The organism is Aeromonas sp. QDB23, assembly GCF_027707745.1.
GTDB lineage: Bacteria > Pseudomonadota > Gammaproteobacteria > Enterobacterales > Aeromonadaceae > Aeromonas > Aeromonas allosaccharophila.
The window spans coordinates 96,309-119,553 of the sequence record NZ_JAPCJA010000004.1; the positions used below are offsets into that span (position 1 = coordinate 96,309).

Sequence of the window (23,245 nt, forward strand, 5' to 3'; positions counted from 1 at the left end):
TACTCTCGTCAATCTGGAGGATGAGTATGCGGATCTCCCTTTTTAGCGGTCGTGGCACCGAGTTGGTGCCCGGCCTCATCAGCGCCATTCACAAGCAACCGATCTCTGCGCCAGTTCGCTGTACCTTTGCCGGTCTGGAAGGGGATGAACAGTGTGACCAGCGCCACCACGGTGGCCCGGATCGGGCGCTCCACTTCTATCCGGCCGATCACTACCTCTGGTGGCAGACCTGGCAAACCGCGCTGGGCCTTCCTGCGCCACGCACCCCCTGGCAACCTGCCGCCTTTGGCGAGAACCTCTCCGGTATCGGGCTGACTGAGGCGCAAGCCTGCATCGGCGATGTCTATCGACTCGGTGAGGCGCTGATCCAGGTCAGCCAGCCGAGATCCCCCTGTTTCAAGCTCAACCAGCGCTTTGGTTATGGCCAGATGTCGCAGGTGATGCAGCTGGGTGGCCGTTGTGGCTGGCTACTGCGGGTGCTGGAGGAGGGCATGATCGCGCCCGACGCGGCCATGGAGCTGGTAGACAGGCCCTATCCCGACCTGACGGTGAAGCGCACGGCGGATATTCTGTTCAATCAGGTACGTAACGAGACCGACCTGCTGCTGTTGCTGGAAAATCCGGCCCTCTCGCCAAACTGGCGCCAGCATGCAGCCGACTGGCTGGAGCATGGCACTGTGGCTGACTGGCAGCGCCGTCTGCTGGGGCCAGCCTCCCAGCGCTTGACCTGACGGCGGGTTGCCGGAATGTCACTAGCTGGCTGCAGCCCGGTAAACGGGTGAAAAGAGTGCTGAATAGTTGAGCGAATGGCACTTTTTTTCCTGCCAAATGCAAAAAAGGCTTGTGTCGGGTCGGGGCTTTCGGTAAATTCCCGTCCCGCAGACATCGGTGTGTAGCGCAGCTTGGTAGCGCACTTCGTTCGGGACGAAGGGGTCGGAGGTTCGAATCCTCTCACACCGACCAAATTTGAAAAGGCCGCTCAATTGAGCGGCCTTTTTGCATTGGCTTTCCGCCGCGGGTTGCCCTTTTCTCTGCCGACCTGCCGACCTGCCGACCTGCCGACCTGCCGACCTGCCGACCTGCCGACCTGCCGACCTGCCGACCTGCCGATAGTCCAAGATTCAACGGGCAATGATTGCTTGTTAGGGTTGCGGCTTCACGGCGCGCGGCGCCACACTTTGCCTATCCGCTATCCGCTATCCGCTATCCGCTATCCGCTATCCGCTATCCGCTATCCGCTATCCGCTATCCGCTATCCGCTATCCGCTATCCGCTATCCGCTATCCGCTATCCGCTATCCGCTATCCGCTATCCGCTATCCGCTATCCGCTATCCGCTATCCGCTATTCGCTATCCGCTATTCGCTATTCGCTATTCGCTATTCGCTATTCGTTTTCGGCTTGTGATGGCAACCCACTTTTTCCGGCCGGAAGGGGATAGAGGTGCGATAAGTCGGTGGGATATGAGAAGGGCGGGTAAAGGAAGAAAGGCTGGGTATAAGCAGAGGGTGCTTATTGCGCATAGGGCTGTCGATAGTGTAGCTGCTGCGGAAATTAAAAGGGCCACCGCTCGGTGGCCCATCGGTGGAGTCTGATCCTGACTCCGGCACTCTAGATTGTGGCAATCTCGCTATGGGTCTTGTCTATGGTGCCCTCCTTGCGCGCTAGGCGCTTACTCAGATATGCCAGTGCTGATGCCGCAAAGCCTTGAAACTGTGTTGAGGCAGCAAGGCCGCGTGCTTGGGGTACTCACTAATGAAATGTTCTATTCCCTCCATCAGTTGTGCACGTAATGAAATCACGGGCTCATGCCAGGCTTGCAGGCATAAATGGCCGGGGATCAACTGCTCCTGATAATCTTCCAGCAGCTGCTCTGGCCAGGGTTCAATACCGGAATTGCGTTGCAGTAAATAGTGGGCGGCGGGTTCACGGGCATAAATGAACTGAATTTGGGCCAGATCGCGTTGGCATAGCGTTTGACTGTTGATATGACAGGTCAAATATTTTCCCGTTTTCAGATCCAGAAAGTGACCGCGTTGCCGACAGGGAACGATGCGATACCAAGGCAGGGGTGAGGAGAGAGAATACCCCTCAAGCTCCTGTTCCAACCAGTGGCGACACTCGGGTGTCTGCACCTCGTCGAGCATGGACTCGAGCTGTGTCAACAAGGCTCTGGATGGTTTGATGGCCAGTTTCGCACTCATCGCCTGCAATCCTCCCTCTGCACACAATCCCGACTATCAGTATGGACCTTGTTCGGCCAGAGGGGGTAAGGAATCTAATGATTAAAAGTGGATTAGCAGCGTGGTTTTTATGCACTAATTTGGTTCAACCCACCAGATAGGTGCCGGTGCCGAAGGCGATGTGGGTGCCCTCTTCGTTGTGCAGCTCCATCCGGGCGACGGCCACCTTGCTGCCCGCCCGGATGATGTGGGCGGTGGCGATAAACTCGTTGCCGCGCCCCGGGCGCAGGTAATCCACCCGTAGATCGATGGTGCCGAGGCGGGCGAAGCGCTCCTTGAGATAGCTGGGGGAGAACTCCTCCAGCTCGTCGATACAGGAGGCGGCGACAATCATGCCGCCCGCCACATCCAGCAGACTGGCGGTGACGCCACCGTGCAGGATGTTGTGGAAAGGGTTGCCGATCAGCTTCTCGTCCATCTTGATGCGCAGCTCCACCTTGTCGAAGTCGTAGTGGGTCACCTGCATGCCAATCAGCTTGTTGAACGGCATCCTCTCGGCAAACAGGTTGGCAATGCCACTGAGCGCCATCTTCTTGAGCATCTGTTTCATTCTCTGATCCCAATCCTTGTCATCAAAGCCGAGTAAAAACTCCAGCCAGTCTGCAACAGTTCCTTAACAGTCGCAATGGCAGGTTTATTGTGGGCGGCGGCTGCTTTAGAATGGCGACCCCAAAGGAGAGCCCATGACCGCGATTGCCGAAACCCTGCCAGATCCTCAGCCAGAGAGTCCGCTTGCCCTGCTGCAGGCGGTCTTCGGCTATCAGCAGTTTCGGCCGGGTCAGCTCGAGATCATCGAGCAGATCGTTGCGGGGCGCGATGCGCTGGTGCTCAAGCCCACCGGTGGCGGCAAGTCGCTTTGCTACCAGATCCCGGCACTGCTGCGGCCCGGGCTCGGGGTGGTGGTCTCTCCCCTTATTTCGCTGATGAAGGATCAGGTCGACAGTCTGCGCGCCAACGGCGTGGCGGCGGTCTACATCAACTCGGCCCTGAGCCGGGAGGAGATGATCCAGAACTTCGCCGCCATGCGTCGCGGCGAGATCAAGCTGGTCTATGTCTCCCCCGAGCGCTTGCTGCAGCACGAATTTATGGACCGGCTGGCCGAGCTGCCGCTCGGGCTGTTCGCCATCGACGAGGCGCACTGTGTCTCCCAGTGGGGCCACGATTTCCGGCCGGAATACGCGGCGCTGGGCCGGCTAAAACAGTGGTTCCCGCAGGTGCCGGTGGTGGCGCTCACCGCCACCGCCGACGAGGCGACCCGCAGCGATATGCTGCACCGGCTCGAGCTGAACGACCCCTTTATTCACACCGCCAGCTTTGACAGACCCAATATCCGCTACAGCCTGGTGGAGAAATTCAAGGCGGCGGAGCAGCTGCTGCGCTACGTGCAGAGCCAGAAGGGCAACTGCGGCATCGTCTACTGCTCCAGCCGCAACCGGGTGGAGGAGGTGGCCGAGCGGCTATCCCGCCACGGTTGCAAGGCGGCGCCCTATCATGCGGGGCTGCCGCTCGAGCAGCGCCAGCAGACCCAGGATGCCTTCCTCAAGGATGATGTCGAGATCGTGGTGGCGACGGTGGCGTTTGGCATGGGTATCGACAAACCCAATGTGCGCTTCGTGGTGCACTACGACATTCCGAAGAACATCGAATCCTACTATCAGGAGACCGGTCGCGCCGGTCGTGATGGCACCCCCGCCGAGGCGCTGCTGCTTTACGATCCTGCCGACATCGGCCGGGTACGCCGTCTGCTCGACAACATCGAGAATCCCCAGCAGTTGCAGGTGGAGCAGTACAAGCTCAACGTGATGGAGGCCTTCGCCGAGGCGCAGACCTGCCGCCGTCAGGTGCTGCTCAATTACTTTGGCGAATACAACGACAAGCCGTGCGGCAACTGCGATATCTGTCTCGATCCGCCCAAGAGCTATGACGGTACCGAAGATGCCCAGAAGGCGCTCTCCTGTGTCTGGCGGGTGGGGCAGGCTTTCGGGGTGGGTTATGTGGTGGAGGTGCTGCGCGGCTCCCTCAACCAGCGCATCAAGGATCACGGCCACGACAAGCTCTCGACCTATGGCATCGGCAAGGATCAGAGCCACGAATACTGGATGAGCGTGATCCGCCAGCTGATCCACAAGGGGCTGCTGACCCAGAACATCACCCGTAATCTGGTGCTACAGCTGACCGAAGCGGCCCGCCCCGTGCTGCGTGGCGAGGTGAAGCTGGAGTTGGCGGTGCCCCGCCTGCAGCCTATCTCCAGCCGCAAGGAGAAGCGCAACGGCCTGCTCGACAACGCCAACTACGACAAGCGGTTGTTCAAGGAGCTGCGGGGTCTGCGCAAGCAGATTGCCGAGGACGAAGAGGTGCCGCCCTACGTGGTGTTCAACGATGCGACCCTGGTGGAGATGGCCCAGCTGATGCCGATGACCGAAGACGAGATGCTGGCCATCAACGGGGTCGGCCACCGCAAGCTGGAACGTTTCGGCGAAGCCTTTATGGACCTTATCATCGACTACTGCCGCAGATAGATAGCAACTCGGGTGGAGATGGGGTCAGCGGCGATGCCGATGACCGAGGACGAGATGCTGGCCATCAACGGGGTTGGCCACCGCAAGCTGGAACGCTTCGGCGAAGCCTTTATGGACCTTATCATCGACTACTGCCGCCGGTAGGGTCGATTAGCGAAGCGTAATCGACCACTGTAAGCGCGGCTCGGAAGAACCTAGGGTCAGACGCGAGGTTATTTCAGGCTGGCGTAGAAGGCTGCCAGATTGTCGATATCCGCCTCGGTCAGCGGCGCCATGAAGGGGTCCATCAAGGGCTCTTTGCGGGTGCCATCCTTGAACGCTTTCAACTGCTTCACCAGATAGGCGGGATTCTGACCCGCCAGATGGGGATAGTTGGGGATCATCGCCTTGCCTTCCACGCCGTGACAGGCGGCACAGACCGCCGCTTTGGCTTTTCCGGCTTCGATATCGGCAGCCTTGGCCTGATGACCCCACGCCAGTGCCAGCAAAGGCAGGGCATATACCCATTTTTGCATCTTCTTCTCCTTGAATTGAAAAATGATGGTTGCCAGTGAGCACAAGCGTGGCTGACGGCAGTATAAAGAGTGACACGAGCATACGCAGGGACGAATGGCACAACCATGAAGCTGATCAACACTTTTGCGACCGAGTTGCCCTGGGCCTGTGAGTCTGTGGCCCCTCAGCCGCTGCAGCAACCCCGGTTGCTTCATCTCAACCGGGCTTTGCTGGCAGAGTTGGGGCTGGGAGGCGTCAGCGAGGCGGACTGGATTGCCTGCTGTGGCGAGGGAAAAGTGCTGCCCGGTATGCAGCCGGTGGCGCAGGTCTATGCGGGCCATCAGTTCGGGGGTTACAGCCCTCGGCTCGGGGATGGCCGGGCGCTGCTGTTGGGTGAGCAGCATGCTCCGGATGGCAGCCGCTGGGATCTCCATCTGAAGGGGGCGGGTAAAACACCGTTCTCCCGTTTTGGCGACGGCCGCGCCGTGCTGCGCTCCAGCATTCGCGAGTATCTCGCCTCAGAAGCGCTCCATGCCCTCGGTATTCCTACCACCCAGGCGCTGGTGTTGGTGGGGAGCAGTGAGCCTGTTTACCGCGAACAGGTCGAGACGGGAGCAACCGTGCTGCGCACCGCCCCAAGCCATCTGCGCTTCGGTCATATCGAGTATTTCGCCTGGAGCGGGCAGGGGGAGAAGATCCCGCCGCTCATCGAGTATCTGCTGCGCCACCACTTCCCCGAGCTGGAGAATGGCGCCGAACTGTTTGCCGAGGTAGTACGCCGCACCGCGCGGCTGATTGCCAAATGGCAGGCGGCGGGCTTCTGTCACGGGGTTATGAACACCGACAACATGTCGCTGCTCGGCCTGACGCTGGATTACGGCCCCTACGGCTTTATCGATGCCTACGTGCCCGATTTTGTCTGCAATCACTCGGATCCGGCGGGTCGTTACGCGCTGGATCAGCAGCCCGCGGTCGGCTACTGGAATCTGCAAAAACTGGCACAGGCACTGGCTGGCCATGTAGACGGTGATGCGCTGGCTGCGGCGTTGGCCCAGTACGAGCAGCAGCTGATGCTGCACTATTCCGAACTGATGCGGGCCAAACTCGGGCTGGCGGTGTGGGAGGAGGATGATCCGGCGCTGTTCCGCGAGCTGTTCCGGCTGCTGGCTGCTAACAAGGTGGATTACCACCTGTTCCTGCGCCGTCTCGGTGAGGTAACGCAAGAGGGGGCGTGGCCCGCGTATCTGCTGGCCCTGTTGCCTGATCCGCGGGGTTGGCAGGCGTGGCTGGAGCGCTATCGGGCGCGGTTGGTGCGCGAAGGAAGCGAGGATGCCGTGCGCAAGGCGCAGATGGATGCCATCAATCCCAAGTATGTGCTGCGCAATGCGCTGGCCCAGCAGGCGATCGATGCCGCCGAGGCAGGGGATATGCAGCCGTTCGAGCGGCTGTTCGCCGCCCTGCAGCGCCCCTATGATGAACAACCCGAATATGAGGATCTCGCTACTCCTGCGCCAGCATGGTATTACGGTGGCGAGCTCTCCTGCAGCAGCTGAGAGACAGGGAATGAGTTGGCAGATCAAGCAGGTAGATAACGAAGCCGCCGTGGTAACGCTGGATTGCCCGGCGCTCGACTGGGACACGTTTCCGGTGTTGGCGCAGGCCTTGCTGCGAGAGTGGGAGTTGCAGCCGTTCGAGCAGGATGTGGGGGCCGACCGCCACTGCTGGCTGCTGGAGTTCGAGGGAAGTCAGTTTCGGCTGGAGTATGAACACTACAGCGGTTGCTGGCTGGAGGCTGTACGTCCGGCGGATCGGGAGGTGTTGCTCTGGCTCGCCAGGCAACACAAGGGGTAACCATCGCCCGCGAGGCCTGCTTTGCGGCTGGCCAATCCGGGCGCATATCATCGCATAAAGATTGAACTATCGATTTGGGGGCGTATAATCTCGCCCCTCGATTATCGCCAATGGTGGCGGTATGGGTTCCCTAACCCCATTAACCAAAAAGGTCACAAGATGAATCTGACCCCTGCACAGTACCAAACGGCGCTTGTTCGCCTGTCGTTGTTCCACATCCTGATCATTGCCAGCAGCAACTATCTGGTGCAGCTGCCGATCACTGTGTTTGGCTTCCATACCACCTGGGGTGCGTTCAGCTTCCCGTTTATCTTCCTGGCCACCGACCTGACGGTGCGGATCTTCGGTGCCGGTCTGGCGCGCAAGATTATCCAGACCGTGATGCTGCCTGCGCTGGCGGTCTCCTATGCGCTCTCCGTGCTCTTCTTCGAAGGGAGCTTCCAGGGTGTTGGCAATCTGGCCGAGTTCAATCTGTTCGTGGCACGAATCGCGCTGGCCAGCTTTATGGCCTATCTGGTGGGTCAGTTCATGGATGTGGTGGTGTTCAACCGGCTGCGACTGATGAAAGCCTGGTGGGTTGCCCCGGCGGCGTCCACCCTGTTCGGTAATCTGGTCGATACCATCGCCTTCTTCAGTGTGGCCTTCTGGCGCACCACAGATCCTTTCATGGCAGAGCACTGGGTCGAGATAGCAACCGTCGATTACGTATTCAAGTTACTGATAAGCCTTGGTTTGTTCGTGCCGCTCTACGGCGTCTTGCTGCGTTACCTCAGCCGCAAGCTGGTGGGCGAGGCCGGATTATCCAGCCTGCAGACGGCCACCCGACAAGCCTGATGAAATTGACCACCCTTCGCGGTGGTCAATTTATTTGCACTTTCTGCAAATAGCGCTTGCCTAGTTAAATGAGAATGATTATTGTTAACTTGTTTTCCGGGAAAGACTTCATTCGTTCCAACGTGATGGACTTCTTGTGAAGGCACGACATTGCTCACATTGCTTCCAGTTAAGGGCCAGTTTATCTGGCCCTCTTTTTTTGTCTTTTTTCAGCAAGTTGCAGCCATAAAAAAAGGGAGCCAAGGCTCCCGTCGTCACTCTGTCTGTGGCTTACTCGATATCGAGTGCCTCGGGTGAGAGGATTACCCCTGTGGTATCGGCGTAAAGGTGGTCGTCAGGCAGGAAAGTCACGCCGCCGAAGTTGACCGGCAGATCGGTCTCCCCTACATCCTTGCTGTCGGCACCGACCGGAATGGCTGCCAGCGCCTGAATGCCGATATCCAGATCCTCCAGAATATCGACCTCGCGGACGCAACCGTAGCAGACAATCCCTTCCCAATCGTTCTCGGCCGCTGTCGTAGCGATGTCGCTGTCGATCAGGGCACGGCGCATGGAGCCACCGCCATCGATCAGCAAGACGCGCCCCAGTCCATTCTCTTTGACGAGTTCACGGATCAGGCCATTCGATTCGAAGCATTTGACTGTGGTGATGACGCCGCCGAAAGAGGCGCGGCCGCCGAAGGAGCAGAGCATGGGTTCGAGTACATCCACCATGTCCTGATAGATGTCGCACAATTCTGAAGTGTTGTATTCCATAGTGTCAAATCCACGGCTGGAAACAGGTGCAACCAGTATAAGGAGTGGGTGTGGCATTTCAATGAATATTCCTTGCACAGATCACCCGTCGCCGCTTTTCTGCATAAGCTCAATGCAGTCCATTGCCTGGTTTGCGAGAGGTCCATCGTGCTGATACGTCATAAATTGATCCTGAATACGGTGCTGGTGGCGATTGCCATGCTGGTACTGAGCGGCCTGTTTCTCTACTCCAGTCAGGTCAGTCGCCATCTGGCCGATGCCCAGCGCAATGTGGATCAGTTGGAGATCGCCATGCTCAATCTGCGGCGTGCCGAGAAGGATTTTGTGATCCGCAAGGAGATGACCTTCGTCGATCAGTTCAATAAAGTGCTGGCGAGTTTCCATACGCTCAACCGCACTCTGAGTGCCGATGACAATATCAGCGTGGTGCATGGTGAGCTGACCCGGCTGGATCAGCAGATGGGGGCCTATGGCAGTGCCTTCAGCGCCCTGGTCGCCCAGCAGCAGAAGATAGGGTTGGGGCCGGAAGATGGTCTTTATGGCAAATTGCGGGCCGCGGTACATGAGGTGGAAGATGGCCTCAAACAACTGGATCAGCAGGGGCTGCTCATCACCATGTTGCAGCTGAGGCGGGCGGAGAAGGACTTCATGCTGCGCTCCGACATCCAGTATCTGGATCGCTTCGAGACCTTGCACAAGAGCTTTCAGGATAGCCTTGCCGCTTTGCCGGAGGCGGATCGCGGCAAGCTGGAGCAGGCCAGCAAGCAATACCGGCAGGATTTTGTCGCCCTGGTGCAGGGAATGCAGGTGCTGGGTCTGAAAGAGGGTGAGGGGTTGCGCAACCAGATGCGGGATCTGGTGCATCAAACCGAACAGGGGTTTGCGACCGTTGACCAGCACATTGTCGATGAACTGGAGCGGCAGACAGCTCGCCTCAACAGCTTGATGCTGGTCTGTGGCGGGGTGATTATCGTGCTGATCGGCATCATGAGTGTGCTGCTCGGCCGCAGCATCGACCGCCCCATCACCCGGGTGAACGAGACGGTCAATCGCATTCGTCAGGATAATGACTTGCGGCTGAAAATCGAGTTGCAGGGGGCTGATGAAATGGCACAGCTGGCGGGTAATCTGGACGTGATGCTGGGCGGATTCCGCACCCTGATCGGCGATGTGAAGCAGAGTGTTCATACCCTGACGGAGGCAGCCGATCACCTCTCGGCCAACGTCCAGCGCACCAGCGAGGGGGCGGCGCGTCAGCTGCAGGAGACCGACATGGTGGCGACCGCCTCCACCGAGATGGGATCCACCATCGAAGAGATCGCCCGCAATACCGAACAGGCCGCCAACAATGCCCAGACCACCAACAACAAGGCGATGGAGGGGCGCACCGCAGTCGAAAATACGGTCAGCCAGATCCGCTCGCTGGCGGGCAATCTGGAAAGCTCGTCCAGGGAGGTGGGACAACTGCAAAAAGAGAGCGAGACCATCGGCTCAGTGCTGGATGTGATCAGGGGGATTGCCGAGCAGACCAACCTGCTGGCGCTCAATGCGGCCATCGAAGCGGCGCGGGCGGGGGATCAGGGCCGTGGTTTTGCGGTGGTGGCCGACGAAGTGCGCAGCCTCGCCATTCGCACCCAGAAATCGACCCAGGAGATCGCCGGCATCATCAGCTCCCTGCAAAAGCAGACCGGCAGCATCGTCGAGATGATGGCGACCTGCCGCGAGCAGGGCAACCGCAGCTCGGAGCAGGCCAGCACCGCAGGGGAGCTGTTGGGACAGATCACCCAGGATGTCACCCACATCATGGATATGAGCACCCAGATTGCCGCCGCCATCGAACAGCAGAGTCTGGTGGCCAACGAGGTGAACCGCAACGTCAACAACATCCGCGACATCGCCCAGGAGTCCAGCACCATGGCGGAGGAAAATGCCAAATCCAGTGATGGGCTCAACAAGCAGGCGCAACTGTTGAATCATGCGGTGGCGAAATACCGGGTTTAGTGACCGGACTGACATCTTTGCGAGGTTTTCACATCAGAGTGGCAATGATTTGATCGTAATGGCTGTTATTGGGGGCATTCGCTCATATAATCGCCGCCACTATGATGATTCGGAAGGATTCGATGGCAAAGTTGCTGGTGGCCGTATTCGGGCTGTTCTGCACCTGTCTGGTGCTGGCAGGCCCGGCACCCCGGGCCACCCCACTCAAGCCAGGCATGGAGCCGCTGCTCAGCTGGTTCAACGGGGCCTTTACGAGCCGGGAGCAGGCCAGTTACGACAGCCGCTTTACCAGTGCCGAGCTGCGGCTGATGGAGATCTGGCCCGGCTATCAGGGCTATCGCTGGGTCTATGCCGAACAGTACCTGAGCCTGCGCTCCATCCGCCCGTTCCGCCAGCGTATCTACCGCTTCTCCCCCGCCCCTGATGGACGGATCCTGATGGCCGAACTGACCATGCCCCGGGCCACCGATTTTGCCGGTGCCTGGCACGATCCCTCCCTGCTCGACAGCCTGACCCCGCAGCAGCTCTCCTTGCGCCACGGTTGCGAGATCTGGCTGACCCGCACCCCGTCTGGCGAGTATGCCGGTCATACCCGGGTGGGCCACTGCTCCACCGATTTTGGGGGGGCCAGTACTCTGGTGCAGCATATCTGGATTGGCCCCGACAGCGTCAGATTGCTGGATCGAGCCTATGACAACGAAGGGCGGTCGCGTTGGGGCAGCCCGGGTGAGGGGTATGTCTATTTGCGTCGTTCCAAAGGGTTTAGCCAGTAGGGGAGAGTGCGTCTGGCTGCGGGAACATGAAGGATGAAAAACAGGGATCGTAAAAAAGGCGCCCATTGGGCGCCTTTTTCAGAATTCTTCAGAAGTAAAATTACTTCTTGGTGGTCATCGCACCGAAACGCTTGTTGAACTTGTCTACGCGGCCGCCGCTAGAAACTTCTTTCTGCTTGCCGGTGTAGAACGGGTGGCACTCGGAGCACACGTCCAGGTTCAGATCTTTACCGATGGTAGAGAAAGTGTTGATGACGTTACCGCAAGAGCACTTGGCGGTGATGGCTACGTAGTCAGGATGGATACCAGCTTTCATGGACAACCTCAATTAATAGGCCGTGTCGCCATCCGATCTCTTGTCGGACACCACACGATTGTTGAACACAGTTTCAAAGGCTGCGAATAATATAGGAAATGCCTGATATCAGGCAAGTGGCTTCGCAGAAAAAATAGGCAACCCCTGGTGAATTCTTCCCAAACGCTGGATCTGGTTCGTGTCGCTGTCCCGGTACCGTTACGCCGTCACTTCGACTATCTCTCTCCCCTGCCGTTACCTGCCCCCGGTTGCCGGGTCGAGATCCCTTTCGGTCCCCAGACCCTGGTCGGGCTGGTGGTGGATCATCCGGCTGACAGCCAGGTGCCTCGCAACAAGCTCAAGCCCATCAAACGGGTATTGGACGCGGCTCCGGTGCTGGGGCCGGATATTTTGGCGCTGATGAACTGGAGCGCCAGCTACTACCAGCATCCGCTGGGGGAAGTGCTGCCCCACGCCCTGCCGGTGCTGGTGCGCAAGGGGGAGTCTGCCGCTTATCGTGAACTGGAGTTCTGGTTTGCTACCGAGGCTGGCATGGCCATCGACCTCAACGAGCTCAAGCGGGCGGCCAAGCAGCAGCAAGCGCTCGCCTTGCTGCGCAAGGGGCCGCAGACACCTTCTGCCCTCAAGCAGGAGGAGATCCAGAGCGCAGCTCTCACCGCGCTGGAGAAGAAGGGGCTGCTGGAGAAGCGTTCGCTGGAGCCGAGCCACGATGGCGATTGGGCTGCCCGCTTTGAGCCGGGGGAGGGGCTGCGCCTCAATGGCGAGCAGGCGCTGGCCGTCTCCGCCGTTACCAGCCAGAGCGACAAGTTCGGCGCCTTCCTGCTCGATGGCATCACGGGCTCCGGCAAAACCGAGGTGTATTTAAGCATCCTCGAGCCGTTACTCAAGGCGGGCAAGCAGGCGCTGGTGATGGTGCCGGAGATCGGCCTCACCCCGCAGACCATCAACCGCTTTCGCCGCCGCTTCAACGTGCCGGTGGTGGCGATGAACTCCGCCATGAACGACAGGGAGCGGCTCGATGCCTGGCTCGCCTGTCGAGACGGCGCCGCCGCCATCCTGATCGGCACCCGCTCTGCGGTGTTCACCCCGTTTCACAACCTCGGCATCATTATCATCGACGAGGAGCACGACGGCTCCTTCAAGCAGCAGGACGGTTTTCGCTACCACGCGCGGGATCTGGCGGTGATGCGGGCTCATCGTGCCGGTATTCCCATCCTGCTTGGCTCGGCCACCCCGTCGCTGGAGACGCTGCACAACGCCCGCACCGGCAAGTATCACCACCTCACCCTGACCCGCCGCGCCGGTAACGCCCAGACCGCCCGTCAGGTGATCCTGGATATCAAGAGCGTGCGGCTGCAGGCCGGGCTCTCTCCCCAGCTGGAGCAGCTGATGGCAGAGCATCTAGCGGCGGGCAATCAGGTGATGCTGTTTCTCAACCGCCGTGGCTATGCCCCGGCTCTGATCTGTCACCAATGTGGCTGGAGCGCCGCTTGTGAGCGTTGTGATGCCTGGTACACCTGGCATCAGGCCGGACGACGGCTGCACTGCCATCATTGCGACAGCGTGCGCCCCTTGCCCCACCACTGCCCCGAGTGTGGCAGCAACGAGCTGATTGGCTCCGGGGTGGGCACCGAGCAGCTGGAGCAGCTGCTCACCACGGTTTTCCCGCAATATCCGGTAGTACGCATCGATCGGGACAACACCCGCCGCAAGGGGGAGCTGGAGACCCATCTCGGCGACATCAAGGCGGGCAAGTACAAGATCCTGATCGGCACCCAGATGCTGGCCAAGGGCCACCACTTCCCGGATGTGACGCTAGTGGGTCTGCTGGATGTGGATGGTGCCCTGTTCAGCGCCGATTTTCGCGCCGCCGAGAAACTGGCCCAGCTCTACACCCAGGTGGCGGGCCGCGCCGGTCGCGCCAGCAAACCCGGGCTGGTAGTGCTGCAGAGCCACCATCCGGAGCACGCCCTGCTGCAGGATCTGACCCAGAATGGTTACGGCCACTTCGCCGATACGGCGTTGAAAGAGCGCCGCCTGCTGGGGCTGCCGCCCTTCAGCTATCAGGGGCTGTTCCGCGCCGAGGCCAACGGCCGTGACGAGGTGCAGCTGTTCCTCGCCCGCCTCGCCGATACCCTGCGCAGCGCCAGCTATCCCCACGTTCAGGTGCTGGGGCCCATCAGCGGCTTTATGGAGCGCAAGGCGGGCAAGTTTCGCATGCAGTTGCTGGTGCAGGGGCCGAATCGGGCACCGCTGGCCCAGCTGCTGGATTGGGCGGTGAAGGAGCTGGAAGGCTGGCCCGAGACCAAAAGGGTGCGCTGGAGTCTGGATATCGACCCCACCGAGCTGAGTTGATGGTGGCACCGGAGCCGGTCGCTGACAGTTATCGTCAGCGACCGATGGGTGACTTCATTTCAAGGCTCAGACCCGCAGATCGATCTGCTGCACCCAGCCTCCTTTACCCTGTTCGGTGAGATAGAGGCCGGATTGGCGCAGCACCCCCTGATTGCCGCTCTCCCCCAGATGGTTGAAGGGGGTGTCGAGGGGGCGCAGCAGGATGGCGCCGATCCCCAGTTCGACCAGCGCGATAGGTGCGTGCTCCGGATGCCAGAACTGCAGCGCTGAAAACTGGCTATCCCCCTCATCCAGCACCCCGTTGCCATCCTCATCCAGGGTGGCCAACTCGCCGAAGCCATTGCCGGAGCGAGCACCAAACAGCTCGCCCCCATCGTCTATGGTGCCGTTGCCATTGCGATCCAGCGCCACAAAGCCGCTGCCTTCACTCAAGCCCGGCAGGCTATCCTCTTTGCCATCCTGATCAATATCGAAAGTGACCCGTGCCTCGGTCAGATCGGCGATCTTGCCATCCAGACTGAGCACCAGCGGATCCTTGAGGGCATTGAGGGTGGTGCGCCGCTGGCTCACCTCCAGCTGGCGCCAGTCGAGCACAAAGCCGAGATCGAGCTGAATAGTCTGACCATCCCGAGTCGCTACGCTGGCCGATGCCACCACGTTGAGCTGCTCCTGTTGCAGCAGGGTGTCAGTCACCTCCACCAGTTGATCCGGCTCGGCGGCTTGAGCAGCGGCGTCTCCTTGGGTCACTCCATCGCCTCCTTCTTCGGAGGGTTTGAGCGGCTTGGGCAGCTCGATTTCGTGGCCCAGCATCGCCTCGATCATCAGCTTGATCAGCCGCTGGCGGTTATCCAGTCCATCGTCGGGAATACCATCCTGCTCTTTGCCGACGTCTGCTGCGGGCGGGGCGGGAGGTGTTGTCGCTTGCTGGCTGGCGGCGGATTGCCTTGCGGTTTGCAGCGTCAGGGCGCTGGTGATGGTCAGGGTGCTGCTGCGTTCGCCGGCCGCTGCCGTGTTGTTGCCCTCCGGTGGATTGATGGCGGGTGGCACTGGCCCGAGGTTGCGCACCTTGCGGCTCTGGGCCTGTTTTTGCCGGTATTGCACCTCCCCCTGGAGGTCGTAGTGATCGATGCGCATACGTTCGCCCTCGGCGCTATACATCTGGTCAGTTATCGACCGCTTAATGTACAGGGCTTAACACCAAATCGGACTAATCAGGGAGGTGGTTAGTACTAGGTTGCAAGGTGGCGGCGTGGCAGGATGGCAAGAGACTGGATGGTGGCGCTCTAGTTGAACATTTTCAGGTAGCGCTGCGCACTCTGGCTGACAAGCGGCATCGGTGAGGATAGGGAGAATTACATGAGAAATTGTCTGGTGATGGACGTGGCGGGCTATGGTGGATTCCTGTCTGGCGCCCCTTGCATCAATGATGTTGAGGGCTTCACTCATGCGTAATTGTCTGGTGATGGGAGCGGCAGGCTATATCGGTTCCTATCTGGTGCCTCACCTGCAAACCCTCGGCTACAGGGTGATTGCCGGGGCGCGCCGTCCCTGTCGCTTGCCTGAGGGGGTTGAGTTTCGCCTCGCCGACAGCCTCAAGCCGATCACACTGCTGCCTGCGCTGGCGGGCATCGATACTGTCTTCTATCTGGTGCATGCCATGGGGGCGGGGGCCGATTTTCACCGGTTGGAGCAGCAGGGGGTAAAGAACTTCGCTGCCGCCGCTCGTGCTGCCGGGGTGCGCCGCATCATCTATCTCGGGGCAATCCAGCCTGAGCAGTGCAACAGCCGCCATCTCAACTCCCGCCGCCACTGTGGCGAGCTGTTTCGTGACTCCGGCGTACCGACGGTGGAGCTGCGTGCCGGCATCATCATCGGGCCCGGTTCGGCGGCGTTCGAGGTGATGCGGGATCTGGTGTTCAACCTGCCGATGATGGTGACGCCCAAATGGGTGCGCTCGCGCACGCCGCCGATTGCGCTGTCAAACCTGCTGCACTATCTGGGTGGGCTGGTGGAAGCCGACGAGGTGGATGGCTGCATTTTCAATGCGGTCGGCCCCGAGCTGCTCAGCTATCAACAGCAGTTGCAGAAGTTCGCCGCCCATATCGGCAAGCGCTGCCCCATCATTCCCATCCCGTTTCTGAGCCCGCGCCTCTCTGCCTGGTGGCTGCAGTTTGTCACCTCGGTGCCACAGCCGGTGGCCAAGGCGCTGGTGGGGGGTCTCAAGCACGATATTCCGGCCGATGATGGCCCGCTGCGGGCCCTGCTGCCACAGACCCTGCTCAGCTTCGACGAGGCGCTGGCGGAGAGTCTGGCGCTGGAGCAGAAGCTGGGTGCCGAACAGCAGGGGCAGGAGACGCCGCTCGGCCTGCGCTGGCGCCATCCCGAATATGGTTTTTACGATCGCACCGCCAGCGGCGAGGCCATCTGCCTCGCCTCTCCCGAGGTGGTGTGGCGGGTGTTGCAGCAGTTGGGGGGGGAGCAGCGCTACTTCTACATGAACCAGCTGTGGGTAGTGCGCGAATGGATGGATCATCTGATCGGCGGCCCGGCCCGCACCCGTGGCCGCACCAATCCCGATCGTTTCGTGAAGGGTGACATGCTCGACTCCTGGCAGATCCTCGGGGTGGATGAGGGGCGCAGGCTCGATCTGTTGTTCAACATGAAGGCCCCGGGCGTCGGGCGGCTGGAGTTCAACATCCTGCCGGAGGAGTCCGGGTTGACCCGCATCCGGGTCACCGCTCACTGGCACCCGCAGGGCGCCTGGGGGCTGGCCTACTGGCTCGCCATGCTGCCGTTCCACCTCTTTATCTTTCAGGGGATGACCGAGGCCATCGCCCGTCAGGCCGAGGCGAGGGCAGGTATCCCGGTGATGGATTAACCCTCTTCACATCATTCCCGCTGATAGAGTGCCCCGTTCGGGGCACTTTTTATGCGGCGGCCATGCCCGGTTATGGCAGATAGTGGTAGGCGTCTCATGGCAAAGGCTGGCATCATGCCGCGGTCTTGTTTACCGCGGATAGATAATCAGTCAGAAAAAGAAGGGATTATGAAGAAAAAACCGTCAATTTTGGGGGGCGCCTGCATCATTGCCAGCGTCTGCGTGGGAGCTGGCATGCTCGGTCTGCCGAGTTCGGGGGCGGGGGCCTGGACCCTCTGGTCGGTGCTGGCGCTGACCGTCACCATGGTGATGATGACCCTCTCCGGCTGGATGCTGCTGGAATCCTTCCAGCACCACGATATGCGGGTCTCCTTCAATACCGTGACTCGTGAGCTGCTGGGGGAGAAGCTCAATCTCCTCAACAACCTCTCGGTCTACTTTGTTGGCGGCATTCTGCTCTACGCCTATATCACCTCCTCCGGCGCCATCCTGCAGGGGATACTGGGGATCGACAGCAAGCTTGCATCCGTGCTGTTTGTGGCGCTCTTCTCTGCGGTGGTGTGGCACTCGACCCGCGCCGTTGACCGTATTTCGGTGGTGCTGATCGCCTTCATGATCCTCAGTTTCGCCCTCGGTGTGGCCGGTCTGCTCGGTAGTATCAAGCTGCCGACCCTGCTCGATCTGGCGGGCAGCGAGAGTCGCTATGCCCCTTATGCCATGGCGATGCTGCCGGTGGCGCTCACCTCGTTCGGCTATCACCACTCGGTTGCCTCCCTGCGTGCCTACTACCAGAACGAGCAGCAGGCCAGATGGGCCATTCTGGGGGGAACCCTGATCGCGCTGGCGCTCTACGTGCTCTGGCTGCTGGGGATTTTCGGCAACCTTCCCCGTCAGGATTTTGCTCCGGTGATTGCCAAGGGAGGGGATGTGAGTGTGCTGCTCTCCGCGCTTTCAGGGGTGATCGAATCGGAGAAGGTGGCCAGCGCCATCAACGGCTTCTCCATGGCGGCCATCCTCTCCTCCTTTATCGGGGTGGGGCTCGGGGTGTTCGACTATCTGGCTGATCTGTTCAAGTTCGACAACAGCCGCGCCGGTCGCTGCAAGACCTGGGCGGTCACCTTCCTGCCGCCGCTGCTGCTCTCCCTGCTCTTCCCGTTCGGCTTCCTGCTGGCCATCGGCTATGCCGGTGCCGCCGCTACCATCTGGACCTGCATCATCCCGGCATTGCTGGTGCTGCGCACCCGGGCGCGGGCCGAGCGGGGCGAAGTGACTCCCCATTTCGTCACCCCCGGCGGCAAGCTGATGGCCTGGCTGCTGATCCTGTTCGGATTGGCGACCGCGCTGTTCCACTTCCTGTCGATGGCAAATCTGTTGCCGGTCTATCTGGGCAACTGAGTCAGGTCTACAGCACTGACAGAAAGGGCGGCAAGGCCAACTTGCCGCCCTTTTTGCGCCATTTTTATCCCATGCGGCAGAATCTATAACTAAAGTGGTAGGTGTCGGTGGGGTAAGGTGCTGAAATAACTGGTCTGATCTGGCTGATAGCAGCATGATCTGCTGGGCATGCCCGCCGCTTTCTTTTATGATCCCCGCCCTTCTGCGTGCCCCCTGTCGGCACCTCATTTGCACCAACCACATCGGGGTCCCCCATGTCCGATCTGCGTCAAGAAGCACTCGATTACCACGCCCTGCCCGTACCGGGCAAAATTGCCATCGCCCTGACCAAGCCTGCCGAAACTGCCCGTGATCTGGCGCTGGCCTACAGCCCGGGTGTTGCCGAGCCGGTGCGCGAGATCGCTGCCAACCCGGCCGATGCCTACCGTTATACCGGCAAGGGCAATCTGGTGGCCGTCATCTCCAACGGCACCGCCATTCTGGGTCTGGGTAATCTGGGGCCGCTGGCCTCCAAGCCGGTGATGGAAGGCAAAGCCCTGTTGTTCAAGCGCTTCGCCGGTATCGACGCCATCGACATCGAGGTGAAGCACGAGACCAGCCAGCAGTTTATCGACACGGTGGCGGCCATCGCCGATACCTTCGGTGGCATCAATCTGGAAGATATCAAGGCGCCGGAGTGTTTCGAGATTGAAGAGGCGCTGATCGAGCGCTGCGATATTCCGGTGTTCCACGATGACCAGCACGGTACCGCCATCGTCACCGCAGCCGGTCTGCTCAACGCACTGGAAGTGCAGGGCAAGCAGATCAGTGACAGCCGCATCGTCTGCATGGGGGCGGGGGCTGCCGCCACCGCCTGCATGGACCTGCTGATCAAGTGTGGCGCCAGGGCGCACAACATCTTCATGCTGGATCGTCAGGGAGTGATTCACACCGGCCGCAGCGATCTCAACAAGTACAAGCAGCGTTTCGCCAACGAGACCCCGCTGCGCACCCTGATGGATGTCATCGAAGGGGCGGATGTGTTTGTCGGCGTCTCCGGCCCCGATGTGCTGCCCGCCGAGGCGGTCGCCCTGATGGCGCCCAATCCGGTGATCTTCGCCTGCTCCAACCCGGACCCAGAGATCAAGCCTGCGCTGGCCCACGCGGTGCGCAGCGACCTCATCATGGGTACCGGCCGCTCCGACTACCCGAACCAGATCAACAACGTGCTCTGCTTCCCCTTCATCTTCCGCGGTGCCCTCGATGCCCGTGCCAGCCGCATCAACGATGCCATGAAGATTGCCGCGGTCGAGGCGATCCGCGCGCTGGCCAAGGAGCCGGTGCCGGCCGAAGTGCTGACCGCCGCCGGGGTCAGCGAGCTGGCCTTCGGCAAGGATTACGTCATTCCCAAGCCGATGGATGCCCGTCTGCTGCCGCGGGTTGCCCGCGCCGTGGCGCTGGCAGCGGTCGCCTCCGGCGTCGCCCGCATCGAGCTGCCCGCGGACTACATGCTGTAATCCGGCGTTGCAAACGGCCCCATAGCGGGGCCGTTTTTATTTCTGCTTCTGGCGACAGTCAGAGACGCCAGCCGGGTGACAGGTTGGGGCAGATGGAGGCAAATCGGGTGCAAAGGTGGTCAAACAGCGCTCTCCTCTGACACAATATTGCCACTATGACGCTAACGAGAATCAAGATGCAGCAGCCTGTCAGCGGCCGTTTGGCCCACGCCCTCTCCTTCTTGCGCCATGATGGTCGCCACTTTGCCCAGTTTGTCTGGGGCCGTTTCCAGCAGGACAGATTGACGGTTACCGCCGGTTATCTGGCCTATGTCACCCTGCTTTCACTGGTGCCGATGATCGCCGTGGTCTTTGGCATGATGTCCGCCTTCCCGGTGTTCCAGAGCCTCAAACAGGCGATGGAGCAGTTCGTCTACCACAACTTCGTGCCGACCGCGGGCGACATGCTCAAGGAGTACATCGACGGCTTCGTCGCCAATGCCACCAACACCACAGCTGTGGGGATAGGGGCACTGGTGGTGGTGGCGCTGATGCTGATCTCCGCCATCGACAAGAACCTCAACTACATCTGGCGTTCGACCCAGGGCCGCCCGCTGGCGCAGGCGTTTGCCATGTACTGGATGATCCTGACCCTGGGGCCCGTGCTTATCGGGGCCAGTATCGCCATCTCCTCCTACATCTTCTCGCTGCGGCTGTTTGGCGCCGAGAGCCTGTTCGGTATCGGCTATCTGCTGCTGCGGGGTTTGCCATTCCTCTTCTCGGTGCTTACCTTCCTGCTGGTCTATACCGTGGTGCCGAACTGCAAGGTGCGGTTGATCCACGCCTTTATCGGTGCGCTGGTAGCGGCGACCCTGTTCGAGCTGGCCAAGCGCGGCTTTGCCATCTACATCACCAACTTCCCCTCCTATCAGGCCATCTACGGCGCGCTGGCCACCATCCCGATCCTGTTTGTCTGGGTCTATTTGAGTTGGCTGGTGGTGCTGTTGGGGGCTGAAACCACGGCCTGCCTCGGTGAATACGAGAAGCCAGCCAGTGAAGAGCTGGGCTAAGCCATCGCCTTGCCCACCGGTTTATTGGTAGCATCGACGACCGCCCCTGCGAGGGGGCGGTCGTTCTGTTTTCAAAGGAGAGGGATGTGATTGCATTGATTCAGCGGGTCAGCGAGGCCAGCGTGACTGTCGAGGGGGAGGTGACCGGCGCCATCGGTCAGGGATTGCTGGTACTGCTCGGGGTGGAGCAGGGGGATGATGAGGCCAAGGCCGACAAGTTGCTGCATCGGGTCAGTGGTTATCGCATCTTTCCGGATCAGGAGGGCAAGATGAACCTGAATGTCAGCCAGATCGGCGGCAGTCTGCTGGTGGTCTCCCAATTCACGCTGGCGGCGGATACCAAGCGAGGGATGCGTCCCAGCTTCTCCTGCGGTGCTCACCCGAGCGAGGCCGAACGGCTCTATGACTACTTCGTGGCCAAGGCTTCAGCCAGCGGCATTCCGACCGAAACCGGCCGTTTTGCCGCCGACATGAAGGTGGCGCTGGTCAACGAGGGGCCGACGACCTTCTGGCTACAGGTCTGAGGATGCTTGATCCCGCGGTATGACGTGGACGATCACGTTGATGAGCCCCGCGACCGGGTAGGGGGTAGCCTGGCCAATCCACTGCTCGATCAGTGTCAGGGCGTGGGTTAGCTCAAGCGCGGTGCGTGGCAGCAGGTTGATGACCAGAGTGCCGTTCAGCCGGGGGGCCAGCGCCCGGTAGAGCCGCTCCTGAAACAGCAGCAGCGGGTTGCCATCCTGACTGAAGAGATCGAGCAGGATGAGGTCGTACTGCTGCTCGCTCTGCTCCAGAAAGGCGAGGGCATCGGCCTGATGGAGTGCCGGAGCAGCGTGTTCATCGCTCTCCTGATGCTGGAAAAACTGCTGATAAACGGTCAGCACCTCTTCGTCGAGGTCAACGCACTCGTGGCGGGCATCTGGCCAGCGTTGGCAGAGATGGCGGGTGAGATCGCCGCCACCCAGACCCAGCTCGAGTATCTGTGTGGCCTGTTCCGGCAGCAGGCAGGCGATGACTCGCTGATGGGGTAGACAGAGAGCTGCGGGGTCGGCGAGCGACATGGCGGATTGCACCACGCCGTCTATCTCCAGCCAGCGGTGCTGGTCATTTTCCTGTACCGTGAGGCGGCGCTGGGGTTTGACGCTGAGGTGCAACAAGTGATCGGCTTGGTACGCTTGCAGATTGAAGTCCATGAATTTGCACGGCAAGATGGTTTCCGACCAGTGTAACTCAAGGATGAAACTATGTACCGGGTAGTCACCCCTCAGACAGTCGCCGAGCTGGGTACTTACTGCAAGCTGCGCTGGAAACGTCTGTGTAAGCCCTTCCATCTGCTAGTCGGCGCAAACTCAAGGATCGCTTTATGTATCGGGTAGTCACCCCTCAAACGGCAGCCGAGCTGGATGCCTACTACCAGTTGCGCTGGGAACTTCTTCGTAAACCCTTCAATCTGCCCGTCGGTTCCGAGCGGGACGAATACGACACGGTCGCCATTCACCGGCTGATGCTGGCACCCGATGGCACCCCTATTGCGGTGGGGCGCCTCTTTATTGGCGGCGACGAGGCGCAGATCCGCTTTATGGCGCTGCGTCCCGAATACCGCGGCCAGGGGCTGGGCGCCAGAATGGTGGAGGATCTCGAGCAGCTGGCCCGCAGCGAGAAGGTGAAACGGCTGGTGATGAACGCCCGTCAGGAGGCGGTGGAGTTCTATCGCAAGTGCGGCTTTCTCGAAGTGGGGGGCGGCCCCGTCTCCTTTGGCCGGATTCCCCATCGCCAGATGATCAAATCCCTGAGCCCGTTGCAGACTATCCAGTACCGGCCGGAGTGGTGTCAGGATCTCACCACCCGCTGGTCGCGCGGGGTACCCATCAGCGAGAAGATGGGGATGCACATCAGCCACTACGACGGCCAGACCTTCCATCTCAAGGCCAATCTGGCGGCCAATTTCAACGTGCATGGCAGCATGTTCGCCGGCAGTGTCTACAGCCAGTGCGTGCTGGCGGGCTGGGGGCTGATCTGGCTGCAGCTTAAAGAGGAGGGGCTGGTGGGCGAGCCGGTGCTTGCCGAGAGCACCATCAAATATCATGGCCCGGTCGATGAGGAGCCCGAGGCGCGAGTGGCCCGCGAGGGGATGCCCGCCGTGCTGCAGCCGCTCAAACGGGGCGAGCCTGCCACCTTCAGCCTCAAGATCCAGCTGTTCAGCGGCGGCAAGCTGGCAGCGGAGTTCTGCGGTCACTATGTGGTGCAGCCGCCCCGCCGTCCGGGCCAGTAACCGCGTCGTTTCC

The 23,245-nt window shown here is 60.6% G+C and carries 21 protein-coding genes, 1 tRNA gene and 1 pseudogene; 16 read left to right on the forward strand and 7 right to left on the reverse strand.

What is annotated here, in order from left to right; genetic code table 11:
- Nucleotides 1–26: 26 nt before the first annotated feature.
- The 3 genes from PG888_RS03175 (at nt 27) to PG888_RS03185 (ending at nt 1,406) form a co-directional block, all read left to right on the forward strand.
- Nucleotides 27–731, forward strand: coding sequence for an MOSC domain-containing protein (locus PG888_RS03175; protein WP_234604205.1), 705 nt, complete (start codon nt 27–29; stop codon nt 729–731).
- 155 nt (nt 732–886) lie between these two features.
- Nucleotides 887–963 (forward strand) — tRNA-Pro (locus PG888_RS03180).
- Between the two features lie 215 nt (nt 964–1,178).
- Nucleotides 1,179–1,406: a hypothetical protein gene (locus PG888_RS03185; protein WP_270692656.1), complete on the forward strand. Its 228-nt coding sequence runs from the start codon at nt 1,179–1,181 to the stop codon at nt 1,404–1,406.
- Nucleotides 1,407–1,675: 269 nt separating this feature from the next.
- Here PG888_RS03185 and PG888_RS03190 read toward each other — a convergent pair whose 3' ends face one another.
- Complete coding sequence (locus tag PG888_RS03190; RefSeq protein WP_005356927.1) at nt 1,676–2,203, reverse strand: AbiTii domain-containing protein; 528 nt, start codon at nt 2,201–2,203, stop codon at nt 1,676–1,678.
- Nucleotides 2,204–2,327: 124 nt separating this feature from the next.
- The gene (locus PG888_RS03195) at nt 2,328–2,792 is read right to left on the reverse strand and encodes a thioesterase family protein (protein ID WP_182969997.1); all 465 of its coding nucleotides are present in this window, start codon (nt 2,790–2,792) and stop codon (nt 2,328–2,330) included.
- Nucleotides 2,793–2,976: 184 nt separating this feature from the next.
- On the opposite strand from PG888_RS03195, the pseudogene recQ reads away from it, so the two are divergent.
- Nucleotides 2,977–4,905, forward strand: a pseudogene (gene recQ / locus PG888_RS03200) (ATP-dependent DNA helicase RecQ); the annotation flags it as partial.
- 68 nt (nt 4,906–4,973) lie between these two features.
- On the opposite strand, the gene PG888_RS03205 reads toward recQ, so the two are convergent.
- A complete protein-coding gene (locus tag PG888_RS03205) occupies nt 4,974–5,276 on the reverse strand; it encodes a c-type cytochrome (protein WP_182938478.1) in 303 nt (100 codons plus the stop codon).
- Between the two features lie 105 nt (nt 5,277–5,381).
- Between PG888_RS03205 and PG888_RS03210 the strand changes: the two genes are divergently transcribed.
- The 3 genes from PG888_RS03210 to PG888_RS03220 all read left to right on the forward strand — a co-directional run bounded on the left by PG888_RS03210 (nt 5,382) and on the right by PG888_RS03220 (nt 7,941).
- Nucleotides 5,382–6,809 carry a protein adenylyltransferase SelO gene (locus PG888_RS03210; RefSeq protein WP_270692660.1) on the forward strand — a complete coding sequence of 476 codons (1,428 nt, stop codon included), beginning with the start codon at nt 5,382–5,384 and terminating at the stop codon, nt 6,807–6,809.
- A gap of 10 nt (nt 6,810–6,819) precedes the next feature.
- Entirely contained in the window at nt 6,820–7,107 is a 288-nt protein-coding gene (locus PG888_RS03215) for a DUF3630 family protein (protein WP_270692661.1), read from the forward strand.
- A 159-nt stretch (nt 7,108–7,266) separates the two neighbouring features.
- Nucleotides 7,267–7,941, forward strand: a complete 675-nt coding sequence (locus tag PG888_RS03220) for a 7-cyano-7-deazaguanine/7-aminomethyl-7-deazaguanine transporter (protein ID WP_042059239.1) — start codon at nt 7,267–7,269, stop codon at nt 7,939–7,941.
- 270 nt (nt 7,942–8,211) lie between these two features.
- Here the strand turns inward: PG888_RS03220 and rraA are convergent, their stop codons facing one another.
- The gene (rraA, locus tag PG888_RS03225) at nt 8,212–8,697 is read right to left on the reverse strand and encodes a ribonuclease E activity regulator RraA (RefSeq protein ID WP_005340678.1); all 486 of its coding nucleotides are present in this window, start codon (nt 8,695–8,697) and stop codon (nt 8,212–8,214) included.
- Nucleotides 8,698–8,844: 147 nt separating this feature from the next.
- Here rraA and PG888_RS03230 point away from each other — a divergent pair, with 147 nt between their 5' ends.
- Both PG888_RS03230 and PG888_RS03235 read left to right on the forward strand, forming a co-directional pair.
- Nucleotides 8,845–10,698, forward strand: a complete 1,854-nt coding sequence (locus tag PG888_RS03230) for a methyl-accepting chemotaxis protein (protein ID WP_270692663.1) — start codon at nt 8,845–8,847, stop codon at nt 10,696–10,698.
- Between the two features lie 122 nt (nt 10,699–10,820).
- Nucleotides 10,821–11,471: a chromophore lyase CpcT/CpeT gene (locus PG888_RS03235; RefSeq protein WP_270692665.1), complete on the forward strand. Its 651-nt coding sequence runs from the start codon at nt 10,821–10,823 to the stop codon at nt 11,469–11,471.
- Nucleotides 11,472–11,571: 100 nt separating this feature from the next.
- Here the strand turns inward: PG888_RS03235 and rpmE are convergent, their stop codons facing one another.
- On the reverse strand, nt 11,572–11,787 hold the full coding sequence (rpmE, locus tag PG888_RS03240; RefSeq protein ID WP_005340673.1) for a 50S ribosomal protein L31: 216 nt from the start codon (nt 11,785–11,787) through the stop codon (nt 11,572–11,574).
- A gap of 147 nt (nt 11,788–11,934) precedes the next feature.
- Here rpmE and priA point away from each other — a divergent pair, with 147 nt between their 5' ends.
- A complete protein-coding gene (gene priA / locus PG888_RS03245; protein WP_270692666.1) occupies nt 11,935–14,142 on the forward strand; it encodes a primosomal protein N' in 2,208 nt (735 codons plus the stop codon).
- 66 nt (nt 14,143–14,208) lie between these two features.
- Here priA and PG888_RS03250 read toward each other — a convergent pair whose 3' ends face one another.
- Complete coding sequence (locus PG888_RS03250) at nt 14,209–15,300, reverse strand: hypothetical protein (RefSeq protein WP_270692667.1); 1,092 nt, start codon at nt 15,298–15,300, stop codon at nt 14,209–14,211.
- A gap of 286 nt (nt 15,301–15,586) precedes the next feature.
- Here PG888_RS03250 and PG888_RS03255 point away from each other — a divergent pair, with 286 nt between their 5' ends.
- The 5 genes from PG888_RS03255 (at nt 15,587) to dtd (ending at nt 21,484) form a co-directional block, all read left to right on the forward strand.
- Nucleotides 15,587–17,020: a DUF2867 domain-containing protein gene (locus PG888_RS03255; protein WP_270692669.1), complete on the forward strand. Its 1,434-nt coding sequence runs from the start codon at nt 15,587–15,589 to the stop codon at nt 17,018–17,020.
- Nucleotides 17,021–17,188: 168 nt separating this feature from the next.
- Complete coding sequence (locus PG888_RS03260; protein ID WP_100652317.1) at nt 17,189–18,415, forward strand: aromatic amino acid transporter; 1,227 nt, start codon at nt 17,189–17,191, stop codon at nt 18,413–18,415.
- Nucleotides 18,416–18,669: 254 nt separating this feature from the next.
- A complete protein-coding gene (locus tag PG888_RS03265; protein WP_270692670.1) occupies nt 18,670–19,911 on the forward strand; it encodes a malic enzyme-like NAD(P)-binding protein in 1,242 nt (413 codons plus the stop codon).
- Between the two features lie 176 nt (nt 19,912–20,087).
- Nucleotides 20,088–20,960 (forward strand): virulence factor BrkB family protein, encoded by an 873-nt coding sequence (locus PG888_RS03270; protein ID WP_005340664.1) that lies wholly within the window; start codon nt 20,088–20,090, stop codon nt 20,958–20,960.
- A gap of 86 nt (nt 20,961–21,046) precedes the next feature.
- Nucleotides 21,047–21,484, forward strand: coding sequence for a D-aminoacyl-tRNA deacylase (gene dtd / locus PG888_RS03275; RefSeq protein WP_005340662.1), 438 nt, complete (start codon nt 21,047–21,049; stop codon nt 21,482–21,484).
- Here dtd and PG888_RS03280 read toward each other — a convergent pair.
- Nucleotides 21,473–22,153, reverse strand: a complete 681-nt coding sequence (locus tag PG888_RS03280) for a spermidine synthase (RefSeq protein WP_270692707.1) — start codon at nt 22,151–22,153, stop codon at nt 21,473–21,475. The two genes, dtd and PG888_RS03280, sit on opposite strands and share 12 nt — an antisense overlap.
- Before the next feature lie 170 nt (nt 22,154–22,323).
- Here PG888_RS03280 and PG888_RS03285 point away from each other — a divergent pair, with 170 nt between their 5' ends.
- Nucleotides 22,324–23,232: a bifunctional GNAT family N-acetyltransferase/hotdog fold thioesterase gene (locus tag PG888_RS03285; protein WP_139440662.1), complete on the forward strand. Its 909-nt coding sequence runs from the start codon at nt 22,324–22,326 to the stop codon at nt 23,230–23,232.
- Nucleotides 23,233–23,245 lie beyond the last annotated feature (13 nt).

Bases quoted from the DNA above. Each gene is read 5' to 3' on its own strand.
- PG888_RS03190 (WP_005356927.1), bottom strand. From the start codon at position 2,203: ATGAGTGCGAAACTGGCCATCAAACCATCCAGAGCCTTGTTGACACAG.
- PG888_RS03280 (WP_270692707.1), bottom strand. From the start codon at position 22,153: ATGGACTTCAATCTGCAAGCGTACCAAGCCGATCACTTGTTGCACCTC.
- PG888_RS03260 (WP_100652317.1), top strand. From the start codon at position 17,189: ATGAAGAAAAAACCGTCAATTTTGGGGGGCGCCTGCATCATTGCCAGC.
- PG888_RS03220 (WP_042059239.1), top strand. From the start codon at position 7,267: ATGAATCTGACCCCTGCACAGTACCAAACGGCGCTTGTTCGCCTGTCG.
- PG888_RS03235 (WP_270692665.1), top strand. From the start codon at position 10,821: ATGGCAAAGTTGCTGGTGGCCGTATTCGGGCTGTTCTGCACCTGTCTG.
- PG888_RS03255 (WP_270692669.1), top strand. From the start codon at position 15,587: ATGCGTAATTGTCTGGTGATGGGAGCGGCAGGCTATATCGGTTCCTAT.
- PG888_RS03270 (WP_005340664.1), top strand. From the start codon at position 20,088: ATGCAGCAGCCTGTCAGCGGCCGTTTGGCCCACGCCCTCTCCTTCTTG.
- PG888_RS03210 (WP_270692660.1), top strand. From the start codon at position 5,382: ATGAAGCTGATCAACACTTTTGCGACCGAGTTGCCCTGGGCCTGTGAG.
- PG888_RS03265 (WP_270692670.1), top strand. From the start codon at position 18,670: ATGTCCGATCTGCGTCAAGAAGCACTCGATTACCACGCCCTGCCCGTA.
- PG888_RS03195 (WP_182969997.1), bottom strand. From the start codon at position 2,792: ATGAAACAGATGCTCAAGAAGATGGCGCTCAGTGGCATTGCCAACCTG.
- PG888_RS03250 (WP_270692667.1), bottom strand. From the start codon at position 15,300: ATGTATAGCGCCGAGGGCGAACGTATGCGCATCGATCACTACGACCTC.
- rpmE (WP_005340673.1), bottom strand. From the start codon at position 11,787: ATGAAAGCTGGTATCCATCCTGACTACGTAGCCATCACCGCCAAGTGC.
- rraA (WP_005340678.1), bottom strand. From the start codon at position 8,697: ATGGAATACAACACTTCAGAATTGTGCGACATCTATCAGGACATGGTG.
- PG888_RS03175 (WP_234604205.1), top strand. From the start codon at position 27: ATGCGGATCTCCCTTTTTAGCGGTCGTGGCACCGAGTTGGTGCCCGGC.
- PG888_RS03285 (WP_139440662.1), top strand. From the start codon at position 22,324: ATGTATCGGGTAGTCACCCCTCAAACGGCAGCCGAGCTGGATGCCTAC.
- PG888_RS03205 (WP_182938478.1), bottom strand. From the start codon at position 5,276: ATGCAAAAATGGGTATATGCCCTGCCTTTGCTGGCACTGGCGTGGGGT.
- PG888_RS03215 (WP_270692661.1), top strand. From the start codon at position 6,820: ATGAGTTGGCAGATCAAGCAGGTAGATAACGAAGCCGCCGTGGTAACG.